This window comes from Escherichia fergusonii ATCC 35469, from assembly GCF_000026225.1.
In the GTDB taxonomy this organism is placed as follows: domain Bacteria; phylum Pseudomonadota; class Gammaproteobacteria; order Enterobacterales; family Enterobacteriaceae; genus Escherichia; species Escherichia fergusonii.
In genome coordinates this window covers 18447-37478 of record NC_011740.1, presented here as the reverse complement: position 1 = coordinate 37478, position 19032 = coordinate 18447, and the positions used below count along the sequence as shown (strand labels likewise).

At 50.9% G+C, this 19032-nt stretch carries 18 protein-coding genes; 6 read left to right on the top strand and 12 right to left on the bottom strand.

Annotated elements, in window-relative coordinates; all coding sequences use genetic code 11:
• Nucleotides 1-34: 34 nt before the first annotated feature.
• The 6 genes from citG to citC are packed head-to-tail and all read right to left on the bottom strand — an operon-like array spanning nucleotide 35 to nucleotide 5183.
• Nucleotides 35-946 (bottom strand): triphosphoribosyl-dephospho-CoA synthase CitG, encoded by a 912-nt coding sequence (gene citG / locus EFER_RS00435; RefSeq protein ID WP_001286124.1) that lies wholly within the window; start codon nucleotides 944-946, stop codon nucleotides 35-37.
• Nucleotides 924-1475 carry a citrate lyase holo-[acyl-carrier protein] synthase gene (citX, locus tag EFER_RS00430; RefSeq protein ID WP_001012528.1) on the bottom strand — a complete coding sequence of 184 codons (552 nt, stop codon included), beginning with the start codon at nucleotides 1473-1475 and terminating at the stop codon, nucleotides 924-926. The genes citG and citX overlap by 23 nt, the downstream gene beginning before the upstream one ends.
• On the bottom strand, nucleotides 1475-2995 hold the full coding sequence (citF, locus tag EFER_RS00425; protein ID WP_000655796.1) for a citrate lyase subunit alpha: 1521 nt from the start codon (nucleotides 2993-2995) through the stop codon (nucleotides 1475-1477). Before citF ends, citX begins: the two co-directional genes overlap by 1 nt.
• 12 nt (nucleotides 2996-3007) lie before the next feature.
• Complete coding sequence (citE, locus tag EFER_RS00420; RefSeq protein WP_000804560.1) at nucleotides 3008-3877, bottom strand: citrate (pro-3S)-lyase subunit beta; 870 nt, start codon at nucleotides 3875-3877, stop codon at nucleotides 3008-3010.
• The gene (citD, locus tag EFER_RS00415) at nucleotides 3874-4167 is read right to left on the bottom strand and encodes a citrate lyase acyl carrier protein (RefSeq protein ID WP_000402611.1); all 294 of its coding nucleotides are present in this window, start codon (nucleotides 4165-4167) and stop codon (nucleotides 3874-3876) included. The genes citE and citD overlap by 4 nt, the downstream gene beginning before the upstream one ends.
• Before the next feature lie 29 nt (nucleotides 4168-4196).
• Nucleotides 4197-5183, bottom strand: a complete 987-nt coding sequence (gene citC, locus EFER_RS00410) for a [citrate (pro-3S)-lyase] ligase (protein WP_223672088.1) — start codon at nucleotides 5181-5183, stop codon at nucleotides 4197-4199.
• Between the two features lie 283 nt (nucleotides 5184-5466).
• On the opposite strand from citC, the gene citS reads away from it, so the two are divergent.
• The 6 genes from citS to citB all read left to right on the top strand — a co-directional run bounded on the left by citS (nucleotide 5467) and on the right by citB (nucleotide 12764).
• Nucleotides 5467-6807 carry a citrate/sodium symporter CitS gene (citS, locus tag EFER_RS00405; RefSeq protein ID WP_000065678.1) on the top strand — a complete coding sequence of 447 codons (1341 nt, stop codon included), beginning with the start codon at nucleotides 5467-5469 and terminating at the stop codon, nucleotides 6805-6807.
• Nucleotides 6808-6957: 150 nt separating this feature from the next.
• Complete coding sequence (locus EFER_RS00400; RefSeq protein ID WP_000990547.1) at nucleotides 6958-7206, top strand: oxaloacetate decarboxylase subunit gamma; 249 nt, start codon at nucleotides 6958-6960, stop codon at nucleotides 7204-7206.
• A gap of 15 nt (nucleotides 7207-7221) precedes the next feature.
• Nucleotides 7222-9003, top strand: coding sequence for a sodium-extruding oxaloacetate decarboxylase subunit alpha (gene oadA / locus EFER_RS00395; protein ID WP_000155842.1), 1782 nt, complete (start codon nucleotides 7222-7224; stop codon nucleotides 9001-9003).
• A gap of 12 nt (nucleotides 9004-9015) precedes the next feature.
• Entirely contained in the window at nucleotides 9016-10317 is a 1302-nt protein-coding gene (locus EFER_RS00390; protein WP_000377761.1) for an oxaloacetate decarboxylase subunit beta, read from the top strand.
• Nucleotides 10318-10459: 142 nt separating this feature from the next.
• A complete protein-coding gene (gene citA, locus EFER_RS00385) occupies nucleotides 10460-12088 on the top strand; it encodes a citrate sensor histidine kinase CitA (RefSeq protein WP_012599854.1) in 1629 nt (542 codons plus the stop codon).
• Nucleotides 12081-12764 carry a citrate response regulator transcription factor CitB gene (citB, locus tag EFER_RS00380; RefSeq protein WP_000357986.1) on the top strand — a complete coding sequence of 228 codons (684 nt, stop codon included), beginning with the start codon at nucleotides 12081-12083 and terminating at the stop codon, nucleotides 12762-12764. The genes citA and citB overlap by 8 nt, the downstream gene beginning before the upstream one ends.
• Before the next feature lie 45 nt (nucleotides 12765-12809).
• Here the strand turns inward: citB and EFER_RS00375 are convergent, their stop codons facing one another.
• The 6 genes from EFER_RS00375 to ileS all read right to left on the bottom strand — a co-directional run bounded on the left by EFER_RS00375 (nucleotide 12810) and on the right by ileS (nucleotide 18992).
• On the bottom strand, nucleotides 12810-13175 hold the full coding sequence (locus tag EFER_RS00375; protein WP_001065776.1) for a DUF805 domain-containing protein: 366 nt from the start codon (nucleotides 13173-13175) through the stop codon (nucleotides 12810-12812).
• A gap of 17 nt (nucleotides 13176-13192) precedes the next feature.
• Nucleotides 13193-14107 carry a ribonucleoside hydrolase RihC gene (gene rihC / locus EFER_RS00370; protein WP_001239164.1) on the bottom strand — a complete coding sequence of 305 codons (915 nt, stop codon included), beginning with the start codon at nucleotides 14105-14107 and terminating at the stop codon, nucleotides 13193-13195.
• Between the two features lie 65 nt (nucleotides 14108-14172).
• Nucleotides 14173-15123: a 4-hydroxy-3-methylbut-2-enyl diphosphate reductase gene (gene ispH / locus EFER_RS00365; RefSeq protein ID WP_001166395.1), complete on the bottom strand. Its 951-nt coding sequence runs from the start codon at nucleotides 15121-15123 to the stop codon at nucleotides 14173-14175.
• 1 nt (nucleotide 15124) lies between these two features.
• Entirely contained in the window at nucleotides 15125-15574 is a 450-nt protein-coding gene (fkpB, locus tag EFER_RS00360; protein WP_000004655.1) for an FKBP-type peptidyl-prolyl cis-trans isomerase, read from the bottom strand.
• Between the two features lie 107 nt (nucleotides 15575-15681).
• Nucleotides 15682-16176 carry a signal peptidase II gene (gene lspA, locus EFER_RS00355; protein WP_000083381.1) on the bottom strand — a complete coding sequence of 165 codons (495 nt, stop codon included), beginning with the start codon at nucleotides 16174-16176 and terminating at the stop codon, nucleotides 15682-15684.
• Nucleotides 16176-18992, bottom strand: a complete 2817-nt coding sequence (gene ileS / locus EFER_RS00350) for an isoleucine--tRNA ligase (protein WP_001286856.1) — start codon at nucleotides 18990-18992, stop codon at nucleotides 16176-16178. Before ileS ends, lspA begins: the two co-directional genes overlap by 1 nt.
• Nucleotides 18993-19032 lie beyond the last annotated feature (40 nt).

The window sequence follows — 19032 nt, the reverse complement described above, 5'->3', positions numbered from 1 at the left end:
TATGATTCACCCCGCAGGGTGAATCACAGGAAGATTAATCAGCGAAAGTTTCGCCTTTCGGGAAGTGGCTTAAAAACCAGGTAACGGCTAACAGGTCAGCACTACCGCCTGGGCTCAGGTTACGGGCGATCAGTTCATCGTCGAAAGCCTGTAATGCCTCCAGGCCACCGCGCATTAATACGCCCCCTTCCCATAACATTTTCTGCGCCTGCTGCTGTACGTAATACAACCCTTTTAAGGCGCCGCGAGAGACAAGGTTGGTGTCGTTATTCCACGCCATCAAATGCAACAATGTTTGCAGCAATGCCAGATTCATATCTTCGTTTTGGGCGCGGATACGTTCAAAAATTGGCAAGGCGACGGTTCTCACTGTCTGGAATCCGCTTTCAGCTTCGCCTCGCGCACCAGAAAGACCGTAATGTAAAAAGTGTTCGACACTTTTACTGGTTGCTGCGTTTGTCGCTTCACTGGATAGCTCTTTTGCGACCAGATCCCGACACATTCTTGCTACCCAGTAACAAATACGGTTCTGTTCGAGCTCTTCCTCCAGTGCCACCATGCGGCCTGTGACTGCACTGATTAAACCAAAGGAGAAAACTGCGCCACGGTGAGTGTTAACTCCTCCTGTCGCCTGTAGCATATCGGCCTCGCACGCCATACCAATGGGGCGAAGCATCGGCAATACGAGTTCTGCTTCCAGTGCAGAGGTGTCGTATCCCAACTGGTAAAAATTTTCCATCCACGGTGCAACCGCTAACGTACTCTTTTCAAACAGAGCTAAATCCATATCTTTATGGGCGCCGGAGTTGCGAATATCCACAAGACCTGGTTTTGGCGTTAAACGTACTTCGGTGAGCAGTGCTCTTTCTACAAGGTTTGCAATACCTTTGGCCTGTAGTAACGATGTCGCACTGGCAGGTTGATCAGTCGTGATGACGTCGCTCATAACTTACAATCCTTTTAGTTATTTCTTCCAACAGCAGTTCAGGCGTATGCCGTCTGGCACGTGCGCAAAGGTGCGCATCATCCTGACAGATCAAGCATTGACGTGGTGGCAGCCCCAGTGCACGACGGGAAATCCCCGTCCCTTCGCTGTCCAGGACATCAATATCCCAGAGCCGGCCAAGAGGATGTTCGTCCTCCAGTTGTAGCATCGCCTGTTTTAGGTTTTTTGCCGGGGCGCAGACCGCAGCCATCCATTCAGGCCCGCTGCGCTCATCAATGCTCTTTTCCCAGACGCTTACCCACTCATGTTGCTGGCAACACGTGAGAACAGCCTCACGCGCATAGCCCGCCACACGTTGCCAGACAGGTGAATTTTTTACCTGTCCCGGCGCGACCAGCGTCAGGGAGATTAACGACACCCGGTAGCAAGCCACTGCATGCCGTTGCCTTGCTGCCCGCTTTTCGCGAGCCAGCAGCATTTCTTCGAGCGTGACAGGCTGACCGCCTGACAGCAAGTCTGCGCCATTCATCAGTTTTTCACCTGGCGAATCACATCAATGACCGATCCATCACGATAACGCACCACAGCTACCACCCGATCAGTAAATTCGATGGGTTCTGGTTTGCCGGTGAGCATTTCGGCACGTGCCTGGAGCTGTTCAATGGTCATTAACGGCACACCCGCTTCACGCAGATTGTCGATCAGATCCTGACGTGCCGGGTTAACAGCAATACCATGATCGGTAACCAGCACGTCAACACTGGCGCCCGGTGTTATGGTGGTCAGTACTTTTTCCACGACACACGGAATACGACCACGCACTAAGGGTGCGGTGATAATAGTGAGATCAGCACCAGCTGCGGTGTCACTATGACCACCGGATGCACCGCGCAGTACGCCATTGGAACCAGTCATGACGTTAACGTTGAAGTTAACGTCAATTTCCAGCGCACTCAGCATCACCACATTCAGTCGCTCACAAGAGACACCTTTAGAGCTGGGGTTAGCATATTGATTCGCTGAAATTTCGATATGATTCGGGTTAGTTGCCAGCGAGCGAGCGGCATCTCCATCGAATGATTGGGTATCAAGCAGCGCTTTGATCAGCCCTTTTTCATGCAGATCAACCATCGTGCCAGTGATCCCGCCAAGGCCAAAACCAGCGGTAATATTAAGACGGCGCATTTTATCTTCGAGGAAACGCGTCACTGCCAACGAGGCACCGCCAGTACCGGTTTGTAGCGAGAATCCGTCTTTGAAATAACCAGAATGCTCAATAACATTCGCTGCCTTGCGGGCTATTAACAGTTCGCGAGGATTGCTGGTCAGGCGAATAGCACCTGCAGTGATCTTTGCCGGATCACCGACTTCTTCGACCTGGACAATGAGATCAACCTGATCCTGAGCAATACTCGCTGGGTAGTTAGGATAATCGACCCACTCTTCTGTCAGCAGTACCACACATTTCGCCGCATCGGCATCCACTTTGGCATAGCCCAGTGAACCGCAACGAGATTTACCGCTAAATCCGTTGGCGTTACCAAATTCGTCACAGCACGGTACACCGAGAAATGCAACGTCAATGCTCAGCTCACCCGATTTCACCAGGTGCGCACGACCACCGTGGGAGTGAATTTGTACCGGATTTTCCATCAGCCCGGCAGAGATTTCTTCACCCAGTTTGCCGCGCAGGCCGGAAGTGTAGATCTGGCGAATGACGCCATTTTTAATGTGCTCAATCAGCGGCCAGTGGGCATCAATCAGTGAACTGGAGGCCAGTGTCAGATCGCGAAAGCCCATTTCAGCCAGTTTCGCTACCACCAGGTTAACAACTTTATCGCCACCACGAAACGCATGGTGAAAGGAGATGGTCATGCCGTTTTGCAGACCTGAGCGGCGAATGGCATCTTCCAGAGAGTCACAAATTTTACGGCTACGTTTTTCTTTTTCATCCGCCAGCCATGGGCTTTTTGCAGTCACACCCGCGTAAGGTTGTAATCCTTCCGGCATAACATATTGCTGATTCAGCATCGATACGGTGTCTTTCATTGTTCCCTGTCCTTAGTCGCGAAATCCGGAAGCCGACAGCGCCACCACTTTACGTGCGTGATCGATAATCGGGCCATCTATCATCTTGCCGTTTAATGACACCACGCCCAGGCCGCGTTCTTCGGCGTCTTCTGCCGCAGCAATCACCTCCAGTGCATGACCTACTTCAGCACGCGTCGGAGCATAAACCTGGTGCAGCATCTCGATCTGACGAGGGTTTACCAGGGATTTACCGTTAAAACCAAGGTTTTTCGCCAGTTGCGCTTCTTTGACAAATCCCGCTTCATCGTTAATGTCTGACCACACCACATCGTAGGCCGCAATTTTCGCCACACGAGCTGCATGTAATACCGCACAACGCGCGTAAAATAGCTCAGTGCCATCGCCACGGCTGGTGCCCATATCCATCACATAGTCAAAAGCCGCCAGAGCAATAGCGACCATGCGCGGGGAAGATGTCGCGATCTCAACCGCATTGACAACACCCACAGCAGACTCAATTGCCGCCATTAATTTCGTGCTGCCAGGCTCACGTCCGCATTCACGTTCAATACGCTCAACGTGCGCTTCCAGCTCCAGAACATCTTCTTTACTGTCAGTTTTCGGCAGGCGAACAATATTCACTCCGGCACGAACTACAGCTTCCAGATCAGCCAGACCAAACGGCGTATTGAGTGGGTTGATACGGACAACGGTTTCTACATCCTGATACAGCGGATGCTGTAGTGCGTGATGTACCAGCAGACGAGCGGAATCTTTTTCACGCAGAGAAACAGCATCTTCCAGATCGAACATGACGGCATCTGCGCCATAAACGAAGGAAGTACTTAACATGGCGGCATTTGCACCCGGGATAAACAACATACTGCGACGTGGTTTCATATTGCCCCCCACTGAATTTCCGTTTGTTCTGCAGCACGCATTACCGCTGCCTGTACGCGAGCACGTAACACACACTCCAGCGCACCTTTGTCATCAATCACTACGTGTGCACGTTCCACGCCCAGCTTCGCCAGGGTTTCGCGGGCAACGCGTTCAATGGCGTTGCCAAATTGTTGTTTCACCAGGCTCTCCAGTTCCAGGTGTATTCCTGGTTCATCGCAAGGGCCAATTCTGACCATGACATCGCTGGATTCCAGCGTGCCGGCCAGGGCGTCTTTAATAATTTCCATCTGTTCTTTCCTTATTCACGAAGAAAATGTCATGCCGTTTCCGTATTACCGGCCGCCAGACGCGTCAAAAAAGCGAGTGTTGAAGAAGGAACCAGCGGCGCCAGTGCCTGCCAGTTTCGTTCGTTGTAAAGTTTGCGCACGCGAGAAGCTGAAATTGCAGCGCCTTCTTTTTCTGTTCTGGGTAGTTCCACCACTTCAATGGCGGGTGCCAGCAGCGTTTTCATTTTCTGGTTATAGGCGCGGGTCAGCTGGCAGTTTGGTTCTGTACCCACAAAGCGGTGTGTGATGCCTAATGCGGGCGCGAGGTGATCACGAAAGAGTTGTAAATCGATTTGGCTGTGGCTTTCATCTATCACGCCTTTATCCTTGAGGAAATAACCCGGGAAAGTGGCTCGAGAAATGATATATGACGATCCTGGATGCAGTGTCACACGATCCATTCCCAAAATACCCTGTTCAATTAATTTCCAGCGATCGAGATAACTGAAAAAAGAGGCATCTTCCTGAACTACAAATATATGCAACCAGTCGCACTGTTTTAATGCCTGCTCTACGAGATAACGATGCCCGAGGGTAAATGGATTGGCATTCATTACAATTGCGCCAATTTTATTTCCTGGCTGGCGATATAATGCAAGTTGTCGGCAATAACGTGTCAGCCGTTCACGGCTATTTTCCATCAGAACAACGTGCTCTGTCTGCGCAATAGGGAAAAAACCAGCGCCAGAAAAAAGCACGACGTTTTCCGGTTTGGTAAACAGAAAAAGATCGTTACGTCCCATCTCACAAGCCAGTATAAGTAGTTCAGTGAGCAATTTCAGACTCAGGCCGTCACCACGCGCAGTAGGGTCGATGGCGATATCTTTAATGACATTACCCGCAATAGCGCCGCAGCCGACCAGGCGCCCACGTTGCTCTGCCAGTACCATGACTTCGCAATCGGCTTCCAACGTCAGCCCTGACTCGCTAAGAAACTCAACCAGCCGAGCCCTGTTCCTGGCATCCCGTTGTGGAATACACTGTTTAAAGATGATATTCACTATTTCCCACCTGTAGAAAATATACAGGCGTATTTCGCCATTGCTGGGGGGATCATTCTTTTATTCTGCTCACATTCTGCAGGGTATTTTTATCTGGCTTATTGATTTTATGCATTTAATTAATTGGGTGAAATAAAATAATTAAATCAATAAAAACACTCTTGATTCGGTGAACAAAATCACAACCTGCCCACCTTCTGATTGCTTACCATTCAGGCTGCCTCGCCATTTTAACTTTTTTACTTAAACAGGATAGTTTATGAGTAACATCAGCCAGGCTCCGGTCACGGAGAAAAAAGGCGCGAATGCCTTGCTGAGTTTTAAAATATTCGGCATGCCGCTTCCGCTTTACGCGTTTGCGTTAATTACACTATTACTTTCGCATTTTAATGATTCATTGCCAAACGACCTGGTCGGTGGTTTCGCAATCATGTTTATTATTGGCGCTATTTTTGGTGAGATTGGTAAGCGCCTGCCGATATTTAACAAATATATTGGTGGCGCACCAGTAATGATATTTCTGGTAGCGGCATATTTTGTTTATGCTGGTATTTTTACTCAGAAAGAAATCGACACCATTAGCAATGTTATGGATAAAAGTAACTTCCTTAACTTGTTTATTGCCGTGCTGATTACCGGCGCCATTTTGTCGGTTAACCGTCGTCTGCTTATAAAATCTCTGCTGGGTTATATTCCGACCATTCTGGTGGGGATTCTCGGTGCATCTGTATTCGGTATTTTAATTGGTCTGTGCTTTGGTATTCCAGTTGACCGCATCATGATGCTGTACGTTCTGCCAATCATGGGTGGTGGTAACGGTGCGGGTGCTGTTCCGCTGTCTGAAATTTATCACTCCATCACCGGCCGTTCTCGTGAAGAGTACTACTCAACTGCAATCGCCATTCTGACCATCGCTAACATTTTCGCCATCGTTATGGCTGCTGTTCTTGATATCGTCGGTAAAAAATACCCGGTATTGAGCGGTGAAGGCGAACTGGTTCGTAAAGCCTCTTTCAGAGCAGAAGATGATGAAAAAGCAGGCCAGATAACCCATCGTGAAACGGCTGTAGGTATGGTACTGGCGACCACCTGCTTCCTGCTGGCTTATGTCATGGCGAAGAAAATCCTGCCAAGCATTGGTGGCGTATCTATCCACTACTTCGCATGGATGGTTCTGATCGTTGCAGCACTGAACGCCTCTGGTCTGTGTTCTCCTGAAATCAAAGCGGGTGCTAAACGCCTGTCTGACTTCTTCTCCAAGCAACTGCTGTGGGTGCTGATGGTAGGGGTTGGCGTTTGCTATACCGACCTGCAAGAAATCATCGACGCTATCACCTTCGCTAACGTGGTTATCGCTGCATTTATCGTAGTGGGTGCCGTCGTCGGTGCTGCACTGGGTGGTTGGATAATTGGCTTCTTCCCGATCGAATCAGCAATTACCGCTGGCCTGTGTATGGCTAACCGTGGTGGTTCCGGTGACCTGGAAGTGCTGTCTGCTTGTAACCGTATGAACCTGATCTCTTATGCACAGATCTCCTCCCGTCTGGGTGGCGGTATCGTGCTGGTTATCGCCAGTATTGTATTTGGGATGATGGTTTAACCTGTTCGCACAATGGCGCGATGGGTCGTTAATTCTTCTGCTAAGAAAGGGACCTGAGCCAGGGGCGGTTCCGGGAAGTCCACCCTTTCTTAGCAAGAAAAGAAGATTAACGCTCTGTCGCGTCGTTGTGCCTCCGCTTGAGATACATCTATGAACGCTGCACAACTTTTAGGCGAAGGCTTCACGCTGATGTTTCTGGGGATGGGTTTTGTTCTGGGCTTTCTCTGCCTGCTTATCCTCGCCATTAAAAGTATGTCCGTCGCCGTTAACCGCTTCTTCCCGGAGCCGGTTGCCGCACCAAAACCTGCCGCCACTACCGCTGCACCAGCTGATGATTTCAGCCGCCTGAAGCCGGTAATCGCTGCCGCCATTCATCATCATCGCCGTCTTAATTCGTAATTCAGGGAGGAACCTATGACTATTTCCATTACTGACGTGGTCCTGCGCGATGCGCACCAATCTCTTTTCGCCACGCGTCTGCGCCTGGACGATATGCTCCCCATCGCCGCAGAACTCGATAACATCGGCTACGGTTCACTGGAGTGCTGGGGCGGTGCAACCTATGACGCCTGCATTCGCTTTCTGGGTGAAGATCCATGGGTCCGCCTGCGTGAACTGAAAAAAGCGATGCCGAAAACGCCGTTGCAGATGTTGCTGCGCGGACAAAATCTCCTGGGTTATCGCCACTACGCTGACGACGTCGTGGAACGTTTCGTTGAACGCGCGGTGAAAAACGGCATGGATGTGTTCCGCGTTTTCGATGCGATGAACGATCCACGCAATATGCAGGCAGCGTTGCGTGCTGTACGGAGCCATGGTGCTCACGCTCAGGGAACGCTCTCCTACACCACAAGCCCGGTACATACCCTGCAAACCTGGCTGGATCTGACTGAGCAGTTACTGGAGATCGGCGTAGACTCTATCGCTATTAAAGATATGTCGGGCATTCTGACACCAGGTGCATCCTGGGAACTGGTTCACGCAATTAAACAGCGTTATGACGTGAAACTGCATCTGCATTGCCACGCCACTACCGGGATGGCAGAGATGGCACTGTTGAAAGCTATCGAAGCAGGTGTAGATGGTGTTGATACGGCAATATCTTCAATGAGTGCCACCTACGCCCATCCTGCAACTGAAGCCCTGGTCGCCACACTTGCCGGAACGGAATTCGATACCGGACTGGATATTCAACGTCTGGAAAAAATCGCAGCTTATTTCCGCGATGTACGCAAGAAATACCATGCGTTTGAAGGCCAGTTGAAAGGTTACGACAGCCGTATTCTGGTGGCACAAGTGCCAGGTGGCATGTTGACCAACCTTGAAAGCCAGCTGAAACAGCAAAATGCTTCCGACAAACTGGATGCTGTGCTGAGCGAGATTCCACGCGTGCGTGAAGATCTGGGCTTTATCCCGCTGGTTACACCAACCTCTCAAATTGTTGGTACTCAGGCGGTACTTAATGTTCTGACGGGTGAGCGTTATAAAACTATTGCTAAAGAAACTGCTGGCATTCTGAAAGGTGAGTATGGCCTGACGCCTGCTCCGGTAAACGCGGCTCTGCAGGCTGAAGTGTTAAAAGGCGACGTCGCTATCACTTGTCGCCCCGCCGATCTGCTGAAACCTGAACTGGCACAACTGGAAGAGGAAGTGAAACGCCAGGCAGCAGAAAAAGGTATCAAACTTGCTGGTAACGCCATTGACGACGTGCTGACAGTTGCCCTGTTCCCACAAATTGGGCTGAAATTCCTCGAAAATCGCGGAAATCCGGCAGCATTTGAACCGGTACCGCAGATTGAAAGTACTCGTCCGGCAGAACCTGCGAAAACTGAAGCAAAAGCGCCATCTTCTTCTGGAATTTACACCGTTGAAGTTGAAGGCAAAGCTTTTGTGGTGAAAGTAAGCGAAGGTGGCGACATTCAGCAAGTTGCCACCACGACCGTCGCTCAACCTTCCGCACCAGCTGCCGCACCTGCCGGGAGTGGTACTCCGGTAACCGCACCGCTGGCCGGGAATATCTGGAAAATCATCGCTACCGAAGGACAAAGCGTCGCTGAAGGTGATGTGCTGCTGATCCTTGAAGCGATGAAAATGGAAACCGAGATCCGCGCTGCACAGGCGGGAACTGTTCGTGGTATTGCGGTCAAGGCCGGAGACGCCGTTGCGGTTGGCGATACCCTGATGACGCTGGCGTAACGGAGAACTGAGATGGATAGTCTGAATGCCCTGATTCAGGGTATGGGGCTGATGCACCTCAGCGCTGGACAGGCCGTGATGTTGCTGGTCAGTCTGGTGCTGCTGTGGCTCGCCATTGTGAAAAAGTTCGAACCGTTACTCCTGCTACCCATTGGCTTCGGTGGCCTGCTTTCCAACATTCCCGAAGCCGGGCTGGCGATGACGGCATTCGAAAGTTTGCTGGTACATCATGATGCCGGGCAACTGGCGATTGTGGCAGCCAAACTGAACTGCGTGCCAGACGTACATGCGATTAAAGAAGCATTGGCGCTGGCATTACCATCAGTTCAGGCGCAACTGGAAACACTGGCTGTTGATATGGGCTATACACCGGGCGTGTTGGCGTTGTTCTATAAAGTGGCTATTGGTTCAGGCGTCGCTCCGCTGGTGATTTTCATGGGCGTAGGCGCAATGACTGATTTTGGTCCGCTGTTGGGGAATCCACGTACGCTATTACTGGGTGCAGCTGCGCAGTTTGGTATCTTCGCCACGGTGCTGGGAGCATTAACGCTGAATTACTTCGGCTTTATTTCGTTCTCCCTGCCACAGGCTGCGGCAATTGGCATCATCGGTGGTGCTGACGGCCCAACCGCGATCTACCTCGCAAGCAAGCTGGCGCCTGAGCTGTTGGGAGCAATTGCAGTTGCAGCGTACTCTTATATGGCACTGGTACCGCTGATTCAGCCACCGATTATGAAGCTCCTGACCACGGAAAAAGAACGCAAGATCCGCATGGTGCAAATGCGTACAGTCAGTAAGCGCGAGAAAATAATTTTCCCGTTGGTACTTCTGCTGTTGGTTGCACTGTTATTGCCAGATGCAGCACCGCTGTTGGGGATGTTCTGTTTCGGCAACCTGATGCGCGAAAGTGGTGTAGTTGAGCGTCTGAGCGATACCGTACAGAACGCATTGATCAACATCGTAACTATCTTTTTGGGCCTTTCCGTTGGCGCAAAACTGGTGGCAGATAAGTTCCTCCAGCCGCAAACGCTGGGGATCTTGCTGTTAGGTGTTATTGCGTTCTGTATCGGTACGGCAGCGGGTGTGTTAATGGCGAAGCTGATGAACGTATTCAGCAAAAACAAAATTAACCCACTGATCGGTTCAGCCGGTGTTTCGGCAGTGCCCATGGCAGCCCGTGTTTCCAACAAGGTGGGCCTGGAGTCTGACGCCCAGAACTTCTTGTTGATGCACGCGATGGGGCCGAACGTGGCAGGTGTTATTGGCTCTGCCATCGCCGCTGGGGTGATGTTGAAATACGTTATGGCAATGTAATTTTGTCCTCAAAAGGCGGGAGCGACTCCCGCCTTTTTACTGTTCCTTTTTAAACGTTTTCCGAATTTCATTGAAATATGCGCCAGGTCGGCCCGTAACCGCAATGAAAAGGCGAAAATCATATCCGTAAATTATTTCTCAGGTGATAATTCAAATCGTGATTCAGTGGTTCTCCCGACGCTCATTTCAAAATCGCATCTTCTTGCTGATTCTTTTCACTTCTACTGTCGTGATGCTGGCGATTTCCTGGTATTTAACCAATATCACTAAAGAGCGTCTGCACTATCAGGTAGGTCAACGGGCCTTGATCCAGGCGATGCAAATCTCCGCCATGCCAGAACTGGTTGAAGCCGTCGAAAAAAATGATCTGGCCCGAATTAAAGCGCTAATAGATCCAATGCATTCATTTTCCGATGCCACCTACATTACCGTTGGCGATGCCAAAGGTATTCGACTTTATCATGTAGTGCCAAATGAAATTGGTCAGCAAATGGAAGGTGGCGATAACGACGAAGCGCTGATTAATGCCAAAAGTTATGTTTCTGTACGGCAAGGTTCGCTGGGCTCTTCGTTACGGGGAAAATCGCCGATTCAGGACGCGACAGGTAAAGTGATAGGGATTGTATCGGTGGGATATACCCTGCAACAACTGGAAAGCTGGTTGAGTCTGCAACATAGTTCGTTAATGTTACCCATGCTTGCCCTACTTTTGTTGTTGTTATTTTCTGCTCGGTTGTTTTCATTACATATTAAACGGCAGATGTTTAATATGGAGCCACAACAAATATCGAAACTGGTATTACAACAAAATGTGTTATTTGAGTCAGTATTTGAAGGTTTAATTGCCATTGATTCACAACATCAGATCACTGCAATTAATCAGACGGCCCGACAGATGCTTAATCAGCCATATCCTGAGCAATATTTAATTGGCAAAAAAATATCCGATGTTGTTTCGCCAGATACCTTTTTTTACGATAAGCCGCAGAATAATAAAAAAGATGAGATAGTTACCTTTAATCAAATTAAAGTTATTGCCAGCCGTATGGCCGTCATTCTCGATGAAAAACCGCAAGGTTGGGTCATTAGCTTTCGAAGTAAAGATGATATTAATACTCTCAGCCTGCAACTGAGTCAGATTCAACAATATGCCGATAATTTACGTGCAGTTCAGCACGAGCATCGTAACGTGATTTCTACTATTGCTGGCTTGCTTTATTTAAAACGCTACGACCATGCTCTTAACCTGATTCAACAACAGTCTGACAGCCACCAAAAAGTGATTGATTTTATTGCACAAAAATTCAAAAACAGTCACCTTGCTGGCCTGTTGATCGGTAAATACTATCGCGCCAAAGAGTTGGATCTTGAATTGGTGTTCGATCCCGCCTGCTATGTAGATTCACTACCCACATCGCTCACCCATAATGAGTGGATTTCCATTGTTGGTAATCTGCTGGATAACGCCTTTAATGCCACGCTGAAACAGCCTGATGGTAGCCGTAAAATTGAATGTCTGATTAACAGCGAGGGCGATGAAATACTGATTGAAGTAGCCGATCAGGGCTGTGGTATTGACGATAGTATTCGCGATCATATTTTTGAACGTGGTATTACCAGCAGTAATAACGCTGAACACGGTATTGGTTTGTGGCTGGTTAAAAGCTACACCGAACAGGCGGGTGGGCATATCGTTATTGATGACAACATCCCCTATGGCACCATATTTAGTTTATATATTCCCCTGACCAGAGAACAACATCATGGATAAGATAACCACACTGATAGTTGAGGATGAGCCATTACTGGCAGAGATTTTGGTTGATACACTTAAGCAACTCCCGGCTTTTGATGTTATTGGCGTTGCGGATAAACAAGAAAGTGCTAAAAAAATGATCCGTCTTTATCAACCACAATTAATTTTACTGGATAATTTTTTGCCTGACGGTAAAGGTATCGATTTAATTCGCCATACGGTGAATACCAGCTATAGCGGTCGAATAATTTTTATCACCGCAGATAACCATATGGATACGATTAGTGAAGCGCTACGCCTTGGCGTGTTTGATTATTTAATAAAACCTGTTCATTACCAACGACTACAACATACACTCCAGCGCTTTTCTCGCTATCGCAGCTCACTTCGTTCAAGTGAACAAGCCAGCCAGACGCATGTCGATGCGCTATTTAATATTCAGGCAAAAGAAGAAAATATTGCACCTGAGACAACAATGCGAGGTATTGATGAAACAACATTACAACGCGTGCGCCAATGCTTCAGCGAGCCAGAGGTGGTACATACTGCCGACTCACTATCTCGCCTGCTCGGTAGCAGTAAAACCACAGCTCGTCGCTACCTGGAACAGGGGGTAAAAGATAATTTTCTCGAAGCTGAAATCGTTTATGGCAAAGTCGGCAGACCTGAACGGATTTATCGCGGGAAATAACAATCGCCAGGCACCGCAACAGTTCTGCTTACTGTTCGGTGCTGTTTAACTTTCTGAGGTTGTCCGCGATTTCATACAACATATCAACAAGATGACAGGTATGAACCATATCGTGAGAACTGCGGCAATAAACCACCATCCTGAGTAGCCAATGTCGTGCATCCGCCGCACACCGATGGCAAGAACAGGTATAAGAAAGAGTAAGCCGAGTAATACGCTCAGTGGCAGAGCAAAGAAAATAAAAACACCATAATCAGGATTAGCCATTAACGCCAGCCACCAGCAAAACAGTGGAAACAGACAGATCCCCACACTTACTGATAAAAATGACCAAAACTCATAGCGGCTGGCAACACCATTAAAATCTATGGCATTTCGCCAGCCATTTTGCCTTCCCTTGCTGTTGTTCATCCCTTTAGTTCCTTATTTTATGAAGCCTTCGCCAAAACTTCTGCCACCCACTGCTGGAAGCCTTTTACATCCAGCTCCAATGCCACCTGTACATTGGCTGGCTTGCCCAGGCAACCGTCGATATCAACCACCGTCGTGCCTGAGGTAAATTCACCCTGAGTTTCCACTGCCACAAAACACGGTTTGAGAGTGAACAGGTCCGGGCGCACCAACCAGGCGATGGCGCAGAGATCGTGCATTCGTAGGCCGCTCTGCATACTGCCGCTACGGTAGTGGCTAAACAGGGCGTGTAGCATTTTTCCGGTGCGATTCAACTCCGGCAACGTGCCGAGATAGTCAGGGGTTAATATTGCCTGATTTGTGACATCCAGACCACACATGACAATTTCGATGCCGCTACGGAAGACACAGGCTGCCGCTTCTGGATCGGCAGCGATATTAAACTCGGCGTTTGGCGTGCAGTTGCCGCGTCCGGCAGAACCGCCCATGATCACCAGCCGGCGAATATGCGGTTTACATTCAGGACATTGTGAAAGTAACAACGCAATATTAGTTAACGGGCCGATGGCTACCAGAGTCACAGGCTCAGGCGCACGCATCAGGGCATCACGAATCGCCAGAAACGCCGGTTGCTCCAGTGGCTTTCGGTTGTGCTCAACAAAGTCGTAGCCAGCCATTCCCGATTCACCGTGTACAGATGCCGCATTACGCGGTGCGCGTACCAGCGGCACGGAGGCTCCCTGGGCAAGCGGAATCTCCGCATTCCAGAAATGCAGCAGTTGCAGGGCGTTGCGGGTGGTTTTCTCTACCGAGACATTACCCGCGACGGTGGTCATCAGTTGCAGGTCAAGTTCCGGGGCAAAAATCGCGGCGGCAATGGCGACGGCATCGTCAATGCCTGGGTCAGTATCAAGGAAAATGGGTAAACGCATGTTTTCTCCATAAAAAATGCCGGTAACAAGACCGGCATTTTCGCATAACTTAGGCTGCTAATGACTTAATCGACTTCACGAATATCGACACGCAGCTCTTTCGGCACTTCGAAAACAATGTTTTCTTCACGGCCTTCCAGCGGGATGGCTTCACCACCACCAAGTTGCTGTAAACGTGCAACCACATTCTGTACCAGAATATCCGGGGCCGAGGCACCCGCAGTGACGCCGACGCATTTAACCTCTTTCACCCACTCTTCCTGGATGTCTTTCGCATCGTCAATCAAAAACGCGCGTTTGCCCATGCGCTGGGCCAGCTCCGCCAGACGGTTGGAGTTGGAGGAGTTTTTCGAACCGACCACCAGCACCACTTCCGCCTGTTCTGCCAGGGCGCGTACTGCTTCCTGACGGTTAGTAGTGGCGTAGCAGATGTCATCTTTGCGCGGACCGACAATTTTCGGGAAGCGTTTACGCAGCGCGTCGATCACATCAGACGTGTCATCCACCGACAGCGTGGTTTGGGTCATAAAGGAGAGCTTCTCTTCGTTTTTGACCGTCAGTTTCCAAACATCGTCCGGCGATTCAACCAGATACATTCCCCCTTCCGGGTTGCTGTACTGACCCATCGTACCTTCTACTTCCGGGTGACCGGCGTGCCCGATGAGAATCGACTCTTCGCCACGGCGACTGGCGCGGGCGACTTCCATATGCACTTTGGTCACCAGTGGACAGGTAGCGTCAAATACCGTCAAATCACGGCTTTTCGCTTCGTTACGTACCGCCTGAGAAACACCGTGTGCGGAGAAGATCAGGATCGCACCGTCCGGCACTTCGCTGATCTGCTCAATAAAGATAGCCCCACGCTCGCGCAGGCTATCGACCACGTAGCGGTTATGCACTACTTCGTGACGGACATAAATTGGTGCGCCGTAAATGGCCAGCGCGTTTTCAACAATGCTGATAGCGCGGTCTACCCCGGCACAAAAACCACGTGGGTTGGCCAACAGGATCTGCATGTTACGCCTCCAGTGCCGGATCGATTTCCAGCACTTCAATATCAAAATGAACGGTCTGCCCGGCCAGCGGATGATTGAAATCAACGGTAATGGAGTCGCCGTTAATTTCGCGGATCACGCCAGGCATCTCACTGCCATCCATTGCGGTAAAAAGCATGATTGCACCAATTTCTGGCTCGCCTGCATCCATAAACTCACGGCGGGAGAAGTACTGAATCAGGTCCGGTGACGGCACGCCAAACGCCGCATCTGGCTCCAGCGAGAAGGTGGTTTTATCGCCCACTTTCAGCCCCAGCAGGTGTTGCTCCAGACCTTCGGAGAGAGAAGCATCGCCCAGGCGGAACAGCGCCGGTTTACCGTTGTTGCGGGTAGACTCGGCGGTAGTGCCATCGTCGAGTTTTAGCGTGAAGTGCACCAGGACGGCGCTATTGCTCTGTACAGATTCAGACATGCAGGTTTGCTCTTATATTTTGAGGATTTTTGCCGGATGCGGCCTACGATTTCACAGCAATCTGTAGGCCGGATAAGATGCGTCAGCATCGCATCCGGCAGGGTTTATTATTGTTTTTTCGCTTTCGAAGGTAAAAAACCTTCCAGCACAATCAGTGCCGCACCGACACAGATAGCAGTATCGGCGAGGTTGAAGGTGGCGAAGTGCCAGTCGCCGACGTAGAAGTCGATCATATCGACAACGAAGCCGTGCCACAGGCGGTCGAACAGGTTACCCAGCGCGCCGCCAATAATCAGCGCGTAAGCGATATTGTTCAGCTTCTGCGTGGCCTTCGAGCGATACATCATCACTACCAGAATCACGCTAATACCAATCGCAATACCGGCAAAGAACCAACGCTGCCAGCCGCCGCTATCGGCAAGGAAACTAAACGCCGCGCCATAGTTACGCGCATAATGCAGATTAAGCGACGGGAACAGCGGGACCGTATCCCCCAGAGCAAAGTTCTGGAGGATCAGGTACTTGCTGCCCAGATCGATAATCAGCACGACTACCACCAGCCACAGCCAGCGTAGCCCTGTTGAACAGATCGATTGACTCATCAGGCAAACTTACGTTTTTCACCGTCACCGGCGACGTTGCTGACACAGCGGCCGCAGATTTCTGCGTGTTCCGCTACCTTGCCGACATCCTGGGTGTAGTGCCAGCAGCGTGGGCACTTCTCACCTTCGGCTTTACTCAACGCGACTTTCAGCCCTTTGAGTACTTCGCTCTGCTGAGCATCAGCAGGGGCGTCGTTATAGTCTGCAACGGTAGCGCCGGAGGTCAACAGGACAAATCGTAATTCATCGCCCAGCGCGGTCAGTTTCGCCGCCAGTTCCGGTTCTGCATACAAGGTTACTGCCGCTTCCAGCGAGCCACCCACTTTCTTGTCGGCACGTGCTTGCTCAATGACTTTGTTCACTTCGCCACGCACTTTCAGCAGCTCGTCCCAGAACGCATCGTTCATCGCTTCGCTGTCTGCCAGACCAAACAGGCCTTCGTACCACTCGCCGGTGAAGACGTATTTTTCACGTTCGCCCGGCAGATAGCCCCACACTTCATCAGCGGTGAAGGAGAGGATTGGTGCCATCCAGCGAACCAGCGCTTCTGCGATGTGATACAGCGCAGTCTGGCAGCTACGACGCGCCACGCTGTCCGCTTTCGCGGTGTACTGGCGGTCCTTAATGATGTCGAGGTAGAAAGAGCCCATCTCAACGGAGCAGAAGCGCATCAGACGCTGTACCACTTCGTGGAAATCGTATGCTTCGTACGCCTTGAGGATGTCTTCCTGCGCCGCTTTCGCACAACCTACGGCCCAGCGATCCAGTACCACCATCTCTTCCGGTTTCACCATATCTTTTGCCGGATCGAAACCATTAAGGTTTGCCAGCAGGAAACGTGCAGTGTTACGGATACGACGATAGCTGTCGGCTGCACGTTTCAGGATCTCGTCAGAAACGGCCATTTCACCGGTGTAGTCAGTTGATGCCACCCACAGACGCAGAATATCCGCGCCCAGTTTGTTCATCACGTCCTGCGGCGAAACGGTGTTGCCGATAGATTTAGACATCTTGCGGCCCTGACCATCTACGGTAAAGCCGTGGGTCAGTACCTGACGATACGGCGCTTTGCCTTTCATCGCGGTGGAGATCATCAGGGAAGACATGAACCAACCACGATGCTGGTCAGAACCTTCCAGATACATGTCCGCTGCGTGACCAGCAAATTCCGGACGCACGTCAACAACAGAAGAGTGGGTAGATCCGGAGTCAAACCATACGTCCAGCGTATCCGGCACTTTCACGTACTGGTCAGCTTCGTCGCCGAGGATCTCTTTCGCATCGAGATCCCACCACGCCTGGATGCCATCAACTTCAACGCGTTTTGCCACTTCTTCCATCAGTTCGAGGGTACGCGGATGCAGCTCTTCAGTGTCTTTGTGCACGAACAGTGACATCGGTACGCCCCAGGTGCGCTGACGGGAGATACACCAGTCAGGACGGTTAGCGACCATCGACTCGATACGCGCCTGGCCCCAGTCAGGGATCCACTGCACGCCTTTGATCTCTTTCAGTGACTGCGCACGCAGACCTTTCTGATCCATGCTGACGAACCACTGCGGCGTAGCGCGGAAGATGATCGGCGTTTTGTGACGCCAGCAGCACGGATAGCTGTGCTGCATTTTCTCAACGTGCAGCAGCGCACCTTTTTCCTGTAGCAGCGCAACGACGATGTCGTTCGCTTTGAAGACGTTAACGCCATCCAGCGTCGGGTAAGTACCCGGCAGATAAGTACCGTCCGGGCCAACCGGGTTAGCGGTTTCCAGACCATATTTCTGACCGATCACATAGTCGTCCGGGCCGTGGCCAGGCGCGGTATGAACGGCACCGGTACCGGCATCCAGCGTAACGTGATCGCCAAGAATTGCCGGAACGTCGAAGCCCATAAACGGATGGGTAAAGCGCAGCAGCTCCAGCTCCGCACCTTTTACCGTGCCGAGAATGGTGTAATCGGTCACGCCGATACGCTGCATTACGCTTTCAACCAGATCTTTCGCCAGAATCACAGCCTGACCGTCGATCTGCACCAGCGCATAGTCGAAATCAGGGGCAATAGAGATTGCGCGGTTGGCAGGCAGAGTCCACGGCGTGGTGGTCCAGATCACCAGCGAGATTGGGCCGTTAACGTTGCTTACGGCAAATTTTGCTTTCAGCGCATCCTGATCGACCGCCTGGAAAGCGACGTCAATGGACGGAGAAGTTTTGTCGTAATACTCAACTTCCGCTTCTGCCAGTGCAGAACGGCAGTCAACGCACCAGTGCACCGGCTTCGCGCCTTTGTGCAGGTGACCGTTGCCGATGATTTTGCCCAGCGCGCGGATGATATTGGCTTCAGTTTTGAAGTCCATAGTCAGGTACGGGTGCGACCAGTCGCCCAGCACGCCCAGACGGATAAAGTCTTTGCGCTGACCGTCAACCTGGGTCGCAGCGTATTCGCGGCACTTGGCGCGGAACTCGGCGGCGGTGAATTTCTCACCCGGCTTGCCGTATTCTTGCTCTACTTTCAGCTCGATCGGCAGACCGTGGCAGTCCCAGCCAGGCACATACGGCGAGTCATAACCGGAAAGCCCTTTGGACTTCACGATAATGTCTTTCAGAATCTTGTTAACCGAGTGACCAATATGAATGCTGCCATTCGCATAAGGAGGGCCATCATGCAGAATGAAGGTTTTTTTGCCTTTTTTAGCCGCACGGATGATGCCGTACAGATCATCATCAGTCCAACGCGCCAGCATTCCCGGTTCGCGCTTGGCGAGATCGCCACGCATCGGGAACCCTGTTTCCGGCAAATTCAGGGTTGATTTATAGTCACTCATCAGATTCTCGGTTCCGTATTTCGGTTTGATTACATAACAG

Coding starts and splice junctions, on each gene's coding strand:
- oadA (WP_000155842.1), top strand. CDS start 7,222: ATGACTATTTCCATTACTGACGTGGTCCTGCGCGATGCGCACCAATCT.
- citB (WP_000357986.1), top strand. CDS start 12,081: ATGGATAAGATAACCACACTGATAGTTGAGGATGAGCCATTACTGGCA.
- ispH (WP_001166395.1), bottom strand. CDS start 15,123: ATGCAGATCCTGTTGGCCAACCCACGTGGTTTTTGTGCCGGGGTAGAC.
- citG (WP_001286124.1), bottom strand. CDS start 946: ATGAGCGACGTCATCACGACTGATCAACCTGCCAGTGCGACATCGTTA.
- citD (WP_000402611.1), bottom strand. CDS start 4,167: ATGGAAATTATTAAAGACGCCCTGGCCGGCACGCTGGAATCCAGCGAT.
- citX (WP_001012528.1), bottom strand. CDS start 1,475: ATGAATGGCGCAGACTTGCTGTCAGGCGGTCAGCCTGTCACGCTCGAA.
- EFER_RS00375 (WP_001065776.1), bottom strand. CDS start 13,175: ATGAACAACAGCAAGGGAAGGCAAAATGGCTGGCGAAATGCCATAGAT.
- rihC (WP_001239164.1), bottom strand. CDS start 14,107: ATGCGTTTACCCATTTTCCTTGATACTGACCCAGGCATTGACGATGCC.
- citE (WP_000804560.1), bottom strand. CDS start 3,877: ATGAAACCACGTCGCAGTATGTTGTTTATCCCGGGTGCAAATGCCGCC.
- fkpB (WP_000004655.1), bottom strand. CDS start 15,574: ATGTCTGAATCTGTACAGAGCAATAGCGCCGTCCTGGTGCACTTCACG.
- lspA (WP_000083381.1), bottom strand. CDS start 16,176: ATGAGTCAATCGATCTGTTCAACAGGGCTACGCTGGCTGTGGCTGGTG.
- citF (WP_000655796.1), bottom strand. CDS start 2,995: ATGAAAGACACCGTATCGATGCTGAATCAGCAATATGTTATGCCGGAA.
- citS (WP_000065678.1), top strand. CDS start 5,467: ATGAGTAACATCAGCCAGGCTCCGGTCACGGAGAAAAAAGGCGCGAAT.
- EFER_RS00390 (WP_000377761.1), top strand. CDS start 9,016: ATGGATAGTCTGAATGCCCTGATTCAGGGTATGGGGCTGATGCACCTC.
- EFER_RS00400 (WP_000990547.1), top strand. CDS start 6,958: ATGAACGCTGCACAACTTTTAGGCGAAGGCTTCACGCTGATGTTTCTG.
- ileS (WP_001286856.1), bottom strand. CDS start 18,992: ATGAGTGACTATAAATCAACCCTGAATTTGCCGGAAACAGGGTTCCCG.